Genomic DNA, 11,942 nt, shown 5'->3' with positions numbered 1-11,942 from the left:
TAACTCTGGATGTTCGAAAACGAACGCTGTACCAGAGTAAAACCAGTGGTGTTACTCACTATTTTTAGCGTAAATCTGTCAAAAGAGAAATCAATTCAGTTATGATGATTGCAATGGAATCAGAAGGCTTACATCGAAATGCAGCTAACCGCTAACAAGACTGCACAGTTTTTTATCCAACGCGAATACTATCAAGTAGAATTAGAATCCGATGCGTTGATCCTCAGTTCAGAAACCAGCGAAGAACACATTCCGTTTAATGTATGGAGTGGCCAGGTTCAAGTCAAAAATGGGCTGTTTTGGGGAGGGCTACTTTTCTTCGCGTATAGTAATGAAGGCGAAAGGCAAGCTTGGCTAGTCCAGGGGCTGCCGCTTGATAAGTGCCGAGACTTCGCGCGCCTTGCCGTCGCACGTTACCAAAAATGGCACCAAAATCAGTGCCAACAGCTATTTATACACTTACCCAAATGGGAACAGGCCATTGAGCAGTTTCATCGTCAACCTGCTTTTCTTACCCATTCGTCAGTAAAACAATGGCAGGATTCCGTTAGTGCGGATTTCGCTCAGATGAATATGAATCTTGAAGATGCATTACTGAGAATGCCTGAGCGCATGGGCAAGATTGAGCCTTGGATTAGTGATTCCGATCAGAAGCTAAAACAACGTAATGAGCTTTGGATGGAGAATGAACTAGAAAATTGGCAAGTGCTCTTTTCGCAAATTGAGTCCTCACCACTGAATCTAAGTCAAAAGCGTGCGGTTTTGCTTAACGATAACAATAACCTAGTTCTTGCAGGGGCGGGTTCAGGTAAAACCAGCGTATTGACAGCACGTGTTGCCTATCTGTTGCAAAGTCACATTGCTCGTCCGGAAGAAATTCTCTTGCTCGCGTTTGGGCGTGATGCCGCTGATGAAATGAGCCAACGCCTCAGTGATAAAGTTGGCCTAAGTGCAGAAAGTGTCAAGGTCAGTACTTTCCATCAACTAGGCTTGCATATACTCAATCAAATCGAGAGCGAACCTGTCACGATTTCTCCGTTGGCGATCGATGATAATCAACGTAAGAGCTGGTGTATTGATTGGCTCAAAAAACACTGGATGACACCAACCAACTTTAAACGTTGGCAAAAACATCTCTCGAAGTGGCCAATCGCATACTTAGCTGGTGACGATGAACTGGGAAGCCATGTTGAGAATCCGAAACTCATCGCGTGGCTAGAACAGCAGTTGTCCCAGCTCGCATCGATGGAGTGTGGAAAGAAAGAACTTCAACAGTTATTGGTTGAGCACCCAGAATACACACGTTTAAACAGTGAGTTATCTTTGGTATGGCCATGCTACCAAGCCTGGAATCAACAGCTTAAAGAGCAGGGACATATCGATTTTAACCTTATGATCTCCAAAGCGACCCAATATGTCGTCAAAGGTAAGTTTCGATCGCCGTGGCGTTACATCATGATTGATGAGTATCAGGATATTTCTCCTCAGCGTTTAGCACTGATTGAGGCGCTATGCCAACAAGAAGAGCATAGTAACTGCATACTGTTTGCTGTCGGCGACGACTGGCAATCCATTTATCAATTTGCAGGTTCAGATGTTGATCTTACTACTGGATTCGCGAAGCGCTTTCCAAACTCAACGATTCATCATCTTGATACCACTTATCGCTTTAATGACAAGATCGGCGAAGTGGCGAATCGATTTGTGCAGCAAAACCCAATCCAGATTCCTAAGGCGCTCAATAGTCATAAAGAGCAAAAATCGAAAGCGGTGACGCTAATTCCTGCCGGGAACGTGGAAAAAGTGCTCGATCAATTGAACAGGAATGCGAAATCGATTCAGAGTGTATTGATACTGGGTCGTAACCATTACCACAAACCTGAGCTATTGCGTGATTGGCAGAGAAACTTTGGATTACTCTCAATTGAGTTTATGACTTGTCATGCCAGTAAAGGCAAAGAGGCGGACTTTGTTATTGTTGTTGGTGTCGATGAAGGACAGTTTCCTGCCCGTGTCAAAGCGCTGCATATTAACGGAGCCTTGACCCAGTCTGAAGATAGCTTCCCTTATGCCGAAGAGCGACGTCTGTTTTATGTCGCCTTAACTCGAGCGAAAAAGAAAGTCTGGGTAGCATATACAGGTTCAGGTTCTTGTTTCGTCAAAGAACTCTGTGAGCAAGATTATCCAGTCATCGTACAGAAATAAGGAAATCAGCAATGAGCGGTCAGTATTGCATTACGTTAACAACAACAGATAGTGATGAAAGTGCGCAATTGATCATTAATTCTGTGTTGAATAAGGGATTGGCAGCGTGTATTCAAACGATGCCAATCCACAGTCATTATGTTTGGAAAGGGGAAGTCTGCTCCGACAATGAGATATTAATGATCATGAAGACCAAAAAAGCATGCTATGCAGAGTTGGAACAGACGATCGTTAAACTGCACAATTATGACGTTCCGCAAATCGTCCAAATTCCATTTGTAGAGGGCTATAACCCTTATTTGGCTTGGTTAGAAGAGAACACACGCTGTTGAGCCGTCAGCAATGTTAATGCACTAAGTGCGCCGAGCGTGTCCATTAACATATCTTTTTGAGCATCCCAAATATCCCCTTGAGAGCCTAAGAATGCGATACCTTCGTCTCCTCCAGCGAGGGCAGCATACCACCACTCGATGATTTCGTACCCAGCGGCTAGCGACATGATTGCAAACAGAGCGAAGGACAACGCAAAACCAAATGCCATTTTGTTTCGACGAATCAGGTACTCCGCTATTGGATAAGCGTATAGTCCTATCGAAAAATGCGCGACGCGATCAAAATTATTTCTCGTAGAATCAAGCAATTGATTGAACCAGTCGAACGGCACCAGAGCAAAAGAGTACTTGGCTCCTATAGTGTGCAGAGCCAACCAAACAAACATTAATAGGTAGGCTGTTGATGAAAATTGGAAGTGCCGAGACACCCCCCATATACCGACAAATATCGCAAAAGCGGGGATAATCTCTGCAAACCAAACCGCGCGAGAGTAAGGGGTAATAGCAGAAAAAACAAACAGAGCAATATACGCAGCGCTGAGCCACTTTAGTAATAAAGGGAAATGAGATCGCATACCAGCATCCTTAAAGGCAGTTTTATAGCATACTGGCACATAATAAAACGCCGTTCAATTGTAATTGTACGCTTAGCAAACCGTTGGAAATAACGGAATGTGTTGAAAGCGTATTTCACAGCACATTTAAACGTCAAACTCTCTGTTTCATTTCATCAATGTTTGATTTACCTAAATGTCACACTTAGAATCTCTGCTCGAAATTAATAACAATTAGAAGTAAAAGTCATGAAACTGGAAACTGTTGATTATCTTGCTGACGATGCTGCAGAGCAATTTGTTAACTCACTGCGTGAGACGGGCTTTGGTGTATTGAAAAATCACCCAATTCCTAAAGAACTTGTTGAGTCGATCTATGAGAACTGGTATCAGTTCTTTATGTCTGAGCGCAAAAATGAGTTTACCTATAATGTCGCGACTCAAGATGGTTACTTCCCACCTTCAGTATCAGAAGTGGCAAAAGGTCACACTGTCAAAGACATCAAAGAGTACTTCCATATCTATCCATGGGGACAGATTCCAGAAGAGCTAAAAGAGCAAATCATGGATTACTACCAGCGTGCTAACGCGTTCGCCGCGGAGCTACTAAGCTGGGTTGAAGCGCACGCTCCTCAAGACGTGCAAGAAAAATTCTCTATTGCACTGTCAGAAATGATTAACGGCAGTGATAAGACGCTTCTACGCGTACTTCACTACCCACCAATGACGGGTGATGAAGAACCGGGTGCAATTCGTGCCGCTGCCCACGAAGATATTAACTTACTTACTGTGTTGCCAGCGGCAAATGAGCCAGGTCTTCAGGTTAAAGCGAAAGACGGTTCATGGATCGATGTACCATGTGATTTCGGTAACTTGATCATCAACATTGGCGATATGCTGCAAGAAGCATCGGGTGGATACTTCCCATCGACCACACACCGTGTGATCAATCCTGATGGCTCACGTCAGGAACATTCACGTATATCTTTACCGCTGTTCCTTCATCCGAAACCAGAAGTCGTCTTATCTGAACGCCATACCGCAGATAGCTACTTGATGGAACGCCTAAGAGAGCTTGGTGTCATTTAGTCTGTATAAGTTCTCCAATTAAGAGTCAGCAAAGCTGGCTCTTTTTTTATGGCTCAGGCGACAAATGTAACAAGCGAGACTCGACAAATAAGTGATTATGTCATTTATTGAATAAAAAAAGAGAAAGGCTTATGTACGATAAACAACAACTCACTGCCCAGTTTCAGCAGTATATGGAAAACCCGTTGCTTTGGCCGGTGTTAGAGGTACTTAGAAAACAGCCGAGTGGCTGGAAAGTCCACACCTTGGCTTCTCATTTGGGCGATCTTGGTTTTATTCCCGTACTAGACCCTTCTCCAGAAAAAGATCTCTTTAAGCGTAACTTTCTTATCATGAATGCGCTCTACCAACTTCAGGAAACGCTCTATCCGGAGAAATGGCTGCAAGTTGAAGCAATGAATATTATTCTGATGCCTGCACATCAAGTCGCAGGTCATGAAGTCGACCTAAACGACCCACTGCGTGATTACTACATCCACTGGAAGAACTATGAAGCGGAAGAGGGCGAAGTGAAACGTTTACTCAATGAGTTCTGGACGCGCTACCGTCATTCTGTTGGAAGCACCAATGGAAAAGATATGGACAGAGCGAAGGCGCTGAGTCTATTTGAACTTCATCATGATGCGAGCCAAACAGAAATTAGAAAAACTTGGCGAAAACTGGCACTCAAATGGCACCCAGATCGTGAGAAAGGAGACAGTGAACGTTTTCGAATTCTCTGCGAAGCATGGAACGTACTGCGCCATTAACGTTCTCATAAGCGGTTAAATTCTTCTTTGAGTATTGCAAGGATCGTCGTGTTCCACCAACGTTGTTTAAAATAGCGATTTTCAACCAGAGTCGCTTCAACCCGCATTCCAAGTCGTGAGCATAGTCTGATTGCTGCTCGATTCTCAGAGATGGTTTCCGCATAGGCTCGATGAACAGACAATTGGTCAAAGCCGTATTGCAATAGGGCTCTCATCGCTTCTTCACTGGCTCCTTTTCCTTGTGTTCCGCGCACCAAACCACAGCCGATGGAAGCTTGTTGTTCGTCTTCGATGCGCAGAGCGGCAATGCCTAAGTAGCTACCGGTCATCTTATCTGTAATAGCCAAATGGAATTGTTGGCGAGGTTTTTGTTCAGCTTGCGTAATGAACATCTTAACCAGTTGCTCACTCTTGGTTTGTGAGCAATCTTGTTCATTGTAAAAACGTTGATACTTAGGATCTTGGCACTGCTTAACGTAGTGCTGAATGTCCTCTTGAGTAAAATCTCGCAAAATAAGATGTTCGGTTTCCAGTATAAAACTCATGATTCATGATCTAAAAAGCGCCAGTTAAGGCGCTTTATACATCAGTTACAGTTAAAACATCATTTCGATGGTTTAAATTGAGAGCTACGCATTCTATTTAACGCTGCCATCACATCTAACGGGCGTGGTTTCGCGAGATCGCCTTGGTTTGGCATGAGCGCAGACCAATCACCATACAGCATTTCCTTAATTTCTTTCGCAGGATTGTTTACCCAACCAGGACGCTGAGCAAGTTGGAACCACAGCCAGCCAATGGCGTTAACTTCAGCGCTAGACTCTAGTTGTTCGAGCGCAGTCAAATCGGTGAACTCTTTGCCAAAGCGAAGTGAATCGATGCCTTTGGCAGCGACTCGAAATTTTCCATCAACTAAGATCTTTTGTAGCGCTGAACAGTTCAGTGCTCGTGGAGGAAAGGTTTCTAACACCGCTTCGCTTTCGTTGTGACGTTCCGTTGGATGCTGGAGAACAACTTGTTTGGCTTTCGCGGTCACATCGACAGGTTGATAGTCATGCATCTGAATAACAGTATCAGCTACATCTAGATAATCACCTGAACCACCCATAACGATAATCGTCGATACATCCATTTCATCCCTTAGCTGACCGATGCGATCAACGAGCGGAGTGATAGGTTCATCGCCTTTACTTACCAAAGCCTGCATTCGTTCATCACGAATCATAAAGTTGGTCGCAGAGGTGTCTTCATCAATGAGTAAACCACAGGCGCCCGCTTCAATAGACTCTTGAAGCCATGCGGCTTGAGACGTTGACCCAGAGGCATCCTGAGTCGAGAAATCTCGAGTATCTTTGCCCATTGGCAGGTGGTTAATGTAGTTAGACAGATTGAGATTATGGACGCAACGACCATCTTCAGCGCGGATCTTCATTGATCCTTCGTTGGTGACAATTGTTTCGCGACCGTCGCCAGGAATGTGATTGTAGATAGAGCGTTCAATTGCTGTTAGCAGAGTCGACTTACCGTGGAATCCACCGCCAACAATCAGAGTAATGCCTTTCTTGATACCTAGGCCTGTGATCGCGCCTTGGTTTGGGGTCTCTATTGTCACCTCAAGTGAGTGCGGGGCAACAAATGGGATGGCATCTTTCATTGGTAAGTCGCAGTTGCCAGCAACTCGAGGCAGAATCGAACCGTTCCCAACAAACGCGATAAGCCCTAATTTATCAAGTTGGCTACGCAAAGCGTACTGGTCTTCAACGATCTCACAATGGTGTTTCAAGGCTTCTAAGTCTAGTTCACGCTCAAGCGTGGCTCGACGTATGTACTTAGGCAAATGAAAAGTCAGAAGGTTATCCGCTTTTTTCCCCAACACAGAGCGTCCCTCTGCTGGCAGATTGACGCGAAAACGCAATTCTATGCCTTCATCAGTGAATAGAACCGCCGTGCTGTCGAGTACCGCTTGTCCTGTTAAACTGATACTAAGTAAAGAGTCTTGTTTGGCAAGTTGTGCGAAACTACGAGCAATAAAATCGCGCGCTGCAATTTGGTAGTGTGCAGATTTCTTGAGTAGCCAAGCGAGTCCTGTTAATGACCAAGGGCGAACGGCACGCACACGTGAAGCTGAAGCGTATGGGTCACCCTGTACGTATTCAATATGGAATGTGTAGTCACCGAAGTCGTAATCGCCTTTGATTTGCTGGTACGCACGGTAGTTCTGTTTTTCAATTTTCTTTAGCTTTGCAGTTAACTGATCCATATTGATATCGTCGGTTGGGAACACGAAAGGCGAGGATTATAGGAATCGCTCGCCTGAGAGTAAAGGACTAGTGTGGTTGTGATGAGTAACTATATTTCATCGACGAAGATATTTGATTGTAAAGATTGTTTTCAAATTCATCATAGGGCATCGGTTTGCCATAGAGGTAGCCCTGACCGATATCACAGCCTTCGGTGATGATGAACGCCTCGTGCTGTTCGTTTTCTATCCCCTCAACGGTAACTTGTAAGCTCAGCTTCTGTGCAATACTGATAATCGAACGAACGATCTCTTTGTCTTCTTCACTTTCATCAAGCTGATGGACAAAGCTTTTATCGATTTTAATCGCGTCAAACGGAAATTTTTTCAGGTAATTGAATGATGCGTAGCCCGTACCAAAATCATCCAGTGACAGTGTCACTCCTAGTTTGTTCAGCGACTGAAGCGTGTTACGTGCAACGACTTCATCCGCAATCAGACCACTTTCAGTAATCTCAAGCTCTAAGTAGCGTGCAGGTAGTTCGTAGGCATTGAGCAGATCTTCAATTTGATTGACAAATTGTGGACTTTGCAACTGTACCGCAGAAACATTCACACTGACGCGAAAGTTATCTACCTTGGCAGACCATTCCGCGGCTTTTTGAATCGCAGAACGAAGCACAAAGCTACCCACCTCAAAGATGAGGCCGTTTTGTTCCGCTAAGTGGATGAGTGTTTCATTGGAAATATCACCGAGAATAGGGTGTCGCCAACGAAGAAGTGCTTCCGCTCCTACCCAACGATGGGTTTCGGGTGACACTTTAGGCTGGAAATAGAGTAGCAGGTCGTCGTTACGAACAGCCTGAAGCAGGTAACTTTCAAGTTGGCTGACGCTTTTCTGTGTATCGGAGATGTCCTGAGAGTAAAAACTGAACTTATGACCGGAATCTTTACAAGATTGCATCGCTTCAGAGGCGTATTTAAGTAGACTTTTTGCACACTGGCTCTCGTCTGAACTGGCGACACCAATATAGCTATGTAGGTGTAGGCTTTCCCCTTCGACAGTAAACTTTGACTGGCTGACATCGACCAACTCCTGACATAGCAGATATATATCGCTGTCGTAACTGTTGGTTTCAAAAATAAACACTAAATCAGTGGAACTTGGACGTGCCGTTATCACATTCAATGCTGAGTGTTGATGAAGTCGCTGACGAAATTCAATAAGAATATGTTCCCAAGTTGAGTAGCCATACTTAGATTGAATACGTCGTCCGTTGGTAAAGCCGACATGCAGTACTCCGACTTTTCGGAATTGAGTGTCTGAGACATTTTGGATCAAACGGCTTGCCTCTGACTCGAGTGCTGAACGATTTAAAAAACCTGTCCCCAAATCATGCAGCTGCTGATAGCGAACTTGACGCTCAGCGGCGCGGCGCTTGTCGATCTCTTGGTTTAGAGAAAAGTTGAGTTCGACCAGATCTTGTGTTCGAGTTTGAACGCGCGATTCCAACTCACTGTTGAGTTGCTGTAGGTGATAGTTTTGAAAAACGGTTTTTAGCTGTGCCTCAATGGAGTCACGAAATGACATCAACAATTGTTGATAGGTTTGATTAAACGGGTTTTCACTATTATCGAGCGCGCAGATGGTTCCGAACATTTTACCGTTAGGCCAACGTAAGGGTAAGCCGCAATACGCTAACATGCCGAATTTCATGTCAGGATTATTTTGCCAATGGCTATCCTTGGATGCATTAGGCACCAAGAGCAGCCGATTTTCGTTGATCACCGTTTCACAGTAAAGACCTTGGCCCAAACCCTCTTTGTCCCCAATGTGATAGGGATGAGCGTAGTTATCGTTAGCGCTAAACACTTCAATGTGCTCTTTGTGTACGCGCATGATTAAAGCAGCTGGTACGGAAATAATCTCAGCTAAAAGGTTAACGATAACTTGCCATCCCGAGCTCATTTCATCAGGAATTACCATGTTGTCTGTATTTAACTTAGACATACAAACTCCCTGTCGTTAAGTTTTTATAAGGGCAGTCCTTGCTCTCTGTTTTAAGGATAGTCGTTACGATGCACATACGGGTAAAGAAATGTTTAATAATTAAACGGTGGATGGCACAGGAGTTAAGGATGCATGATGAAATAGACAAAAAAAAGCCCCAAGGCTCAGCTTTGGGGCAATCAATATACTTTGTCTTACTAATGAGACGTAGTTTTAAAACAATAACTTCATTTTATAAACTTATCAATATTGATATCGGTGGAATAATCTACACCTTGCAAATCGAATCCGTTTAAATTGAGGAACTCTCGCTTGAAGCCAGAGTAATCACCTAACTGCATGAAGTTACCGCAATCCATTTCACTGATTAACTGCGTAACTTGTGATTGTGTGTCTGCATCAAGTTCCCAGTCATCCATTCTAATTAGCCTTTCACCATCAACAGGGACACGCTCAGAGCCGTAAAGTTTACTACTAAACAGACGTAGCATTTGCTCGATACATCCCTCATGGGTGCCTTTCTCTTTCATCACTTTATACAGAGCGATAATGTATGGGCTTAGACCCGGTATAAAGACACTCGCTTTGGTCACCAACGCTTTACAGACGGTAGCGTATGCGCCGCCATCAAAGTTTGCCATTTTCAGATTCAAGGAATGGCTGGTTTGATGCAGGTCTATTTTCGCTCGGCCTAGTGTACCATCAAGGTAGATTGGGTGAGTCAGTTCTGGGCCGATATAAGAAAACGCGATCGTTTTACACCCATGAGCAAGCGACTCTGAATTGATGAGAGCATCGATCCAGGCTTCCCAGTCTTCGCCACCCATGACCTTGCGTGTCGCTTCTGCCTCTTCTTCGCTCGCAGCTTCTAGCGTTGAGTTATACCACTGATCATTTTCAAGCAGCAGTGTAGTCCCTGATACAGGTTGACCAATCGGTTTAATAGCAGAGCGCCAGAACTCTCCTGGATGTTCTTTTGGTCTCACGCCAGATGCAATGCTGTAAATAATCAGGTCAACTTCCCCTTCAAAATAGGTTTCGATTGCTTCAATGACGTCATCTTTTATCTGTTTAGAAAAAGCATCGCCATGGATATTTACAGCGATTCGTCCCGCGCGTTTTGCGTGGCGTTTAAAATAGTAATCGTTGTAGAAACCAGCAGACCCTGTACCTTTTTCAGAAGGTGCTTTTTCAAACGATACGCTAATGGTGTCTGCCTGAGCTCCGAATGTTAGAGCAATTCGGGAGGCTAGGCCAAAGCCAGATGAACCACCGATGATTAATACGCGTTTGGGGCCGTTGGTAATGGGTTGTGAAGACTTTACATATTCAATTTGGTTAAGCACGGCTTGCTCACATCCTAATGGATGTGCGCTACGAGCAACAACGCCATCTATTACAGGTTTTATAATCATTTTTTGTCCTTCACCTACTGAGGGTATTCGGAGCAAATTAACGTAAAGCTATGTAAACTTCATTGAGCTAGGGCAACTAGAAGTGATTAATTAACTGATTGGCAACAAAACTTGAAATCCAAGCTTGCGCTTCCGGCTTAGGGTGAAGGCCATCGTCCATCATCCACTCAGGTTTGATAATCACACCTTCAAGGAAAAAGGGCAGTAAGGGGACATCGAGCTTTGTGGCTAATGAAGGATAAACGGCTGAAAAGGCTTCAGTGTAACGCTTGCCATAGTTTGGCAGTACGTGGATTTGCATAATGAGTGGTTTGGCATTTGTTTGCCTAATCAACGTCACCATTTGTGATAAGTTGTTTCCAATCAGACCCGGTGGAAAGCCGCGCAGTCCATCATTGGCTCCAAGTTCTATTAAGACGTAGTCAGGTTTGTGCTGCTCTAACAGTTTAGGAAGACGTGCTAAACCATTGCCCGTAGTGTCACCAGAAATGCTAGCATTGATTACGGTAACATGTTGATCCTTATTGGCGAGATCTTGCGTAAGAAGAGATGGCCATGCTTGCTCGATCGGCATTTGGTAGCCAGCGCTAAGGCTATCACCGAGAATCATCAGGGTTTTGCTATACGCAGGATTAATAAAAGTCAGTAAAAGTACAAAGGAAAGTAGTCGAAACATGCAAACATCCGTAATTAAAGCACACTCATTGTCTAAGATAGTCTCTACTAAACAAGAGCAATTAACAATCCTTGAAGGTGTCAATCTCGACATCAAGGAAGGAGAAAGCGTCGCTATTGTAGGTACATCTGGTGCTGGCAAATCGACACTAATGACATTACTGGCAGGTTTGGACATCCCAACCAGTGGTGAAGTGAACCTTCTAGGACAATCGTTACACACGCTTGATGATGAAGCGAGGGCGGCTATTCGCAGTGAATCGGTTGGCTTTGTGTTTCAGAGCTTTTTACTTATCCCCAGTCTTAGCGCGTTAGACAACGTCACTCTTCCTTGTTTGCTGAAAGGTGAAAGCGAAGATAAGCAAAGGGCGACGACGTTACTTGAGTCTGTAGGGCTTGGCAATCGTATCCATCACTCTCCAACGCAGTTATCGGGTGGGGAGCAGCAGCGCGTCGCGTTGGCACGTGCCTTTATGATTCAGCCTAAAGTACTGTTTGCCGACGAGCCGACGGGTAATCTAGATGAACAAACGGCGAGTACGATCATTGAGCTACTGTTTGAACTGAATAAAAAGCATGGTACGACACTGGTTTTGGTGACGCATGATCAGAAACTCGCGCAACGTTGCGATAGGGTGTTGACCATGAAAGCAGGCAAGCTGGAGGCTTAGTG

Annotated in this window: 11 protein-coding genes; 5 read left to right on the top strand and 6 right to left on the bottom strand. The window is 44.5% G+C overall.

Going from position 1 to position 11,942, the window contains the following annotated elements:
• Positions 1-138 precede the first annotated feature (138 nt).
• Positions 139-2,205, top strand: a complete 2,067-nt coding sequence (gene helD, locus ACQEXP_RS07630) for a DNA helicase IV (RefSeq protein WP_426969197.1) — start codon at positions 139-141, stop codon at positions 2,203-2,205.
• A gap of 11 nt (positions 2,206-2,216) precedes the next feature.
• Positions 2,217-2,537, top strand: a complete 321-nt coding sequence (gene cutA / locus ACQEXP_RS07625) for a divalent-cation tolerance protein CutA (protein WP_426969196.1) — start codon at positions 2,217-2,219, stop codon at positions 2,535-2,537.
• Here cutA and ACQEXP_RS07620 read toward each other — a convergent pair.
• Positions 2,501-3,112 carry a DUF2238 domain-containing protein gene (locus ACQEXP_RS07620; RefSeq protein WP_426969195.1) on the bottom strand — a complete coding sequence of 204 codons (612 nt, stop codon included), beginning with the start codon at positions 3,110-3,112 and terminating at the stop codon, positions 2,501-2,503. The two genes, cutA and ACQEXP_RS07620, sit on opposite strands and share 37 nt — an antisense overlap.
• 228 nt (positions 3,113-3,340) lie before the next feature.
• On the opposite strand from ACQEXP_RS07620, the gene ACQEXP_RS07615 reads away from it, so the two are divergent.
• Both ACQEXP_RS07615 and ACQEXP_RS07610 read left to right on the top strand, forming a co-directional pair.
• A complete protein-coding gene (locus ACQEXP_RS07615; protein WP_426969193.1) occupies positions 3,341-4,180 on the top strand; it encodes an isopenicillin N synthase family dioxygenase in 840 nt (279 codons plus the stop codon).
• 131 nt (positions 4,181-4,311) lie between these two features.
• Positions 4,312-4,929, top strand: coding sequence for a DNA-J related domain-containing protein (locus tag ACQEXP_RS07610; protein ID WP_426969191.1), 618 nt, complete (start codon positions 4,312-4,314; stop codon positions 4,927-4,929).
• A gap of 5 nt (positions 4,930-4,934) precedes the next feature.
• On the opposite strand, the gene ACQEXP_RS07605 is transcribed toward ACQEXP_RS07610, so the two are convergent.
• The 5 genes from ACQEXP_RS07605 to tesA all read right to left on the bottom strand — a co-directional run bounded on the left by ACQEXP_RS07605 (position 4,935) and on the right by tesA (position 11,270).
• On the bottom strand, positions 4,935-5,474 hold the full coding sequence (locus ACQEXP_RS07605; protein ID WP_426969189.1) for a GNAT family N-acetyltransferase: 540 nt from the start codon (positions 5,472-5,474) through the stop codon (positions 4,935-4,937).
• Positions 5,475-5,533: 59 nt separating this feature from the next.
• Complete coding sequence (locus ACQEXP_RS07600; protein ID WP_426969187.1) at positions 5,534-7,189, bottom strand: ABC-ATPase domain-containing protein; 1,656 nt, start codon at positions 7,187-7,189, stop codon at positions 5,534-5,536.
• Positions 7,190-7,256: 67 nt separating this feature from the next.
• A complete protein-coding gene (locus ACQEXP_RS07595; protein WP_426969185.1) occupies positions 7,257-9,179 on the bottom strand; it encodes a sensor domain-containing phosphodiesterase in 1,923 nt (640 codons plus the stop codon).
• Positions 9,180-9,406: 227 nt separating this feature from the next.
• Complete coding sequence (gene fabV / locus ACQEXP_RS07590) at positions 9,407-10,594, bottom strand: enoyl-ACP reductase FabV (RefSeq protein WP_426969183.1); 1,188 nt, start codon at positions 10,592-10,594, stop codon at positions 9,407-9,409.
• 76 nt (positions 10,595-10,670) lie between these two features.
• Entirely contained in the window at positions 10,671-11,270 is a 600-nt protein-coding gene (gene tesA, locus ACQEXP_RS07585; protein WP_426969181.1) for a multifunctional acyl-CoA thioesterase I/protease I/lysophospholipase L1, read from the bottom strand.
• On the opposite strand from tesA, the gene ACQEXP_RS07580 reads away from it, so the two are divergent.
• Positions 11,269-11,940, top strand: a complete 672-nt coding sequence (locus tag ACQEXP_RS07580; RefSeq protein ID WP_426969179.1) for an ABC transporter ATP-binding protein — start codon at positions 11,269-11,271, stop codon at positions 11,938-11,940. The two genes, tesA and ACQEXP_RS07580, sit on opposite strands and share 2 nt — an antisense overlap.
• Positions 11,941-11,942 lie beyond the last annotated feature (2 nt).

Source organism: Vibrio sp. TRT 1302 (assembly GCF_050113875.1).
Taxonomy (GTDB): domain Bacteria; phylum Pseudomonadota; class Gammaproteobacteria; order Enterobacterales; family Vibrionaceae; genus Vibrio.
The sequence above is the reverse complement of the archived record's forward strand: the minus strand, read 5'-3'. Positions and strand labels throughout refer to the sequence as shown.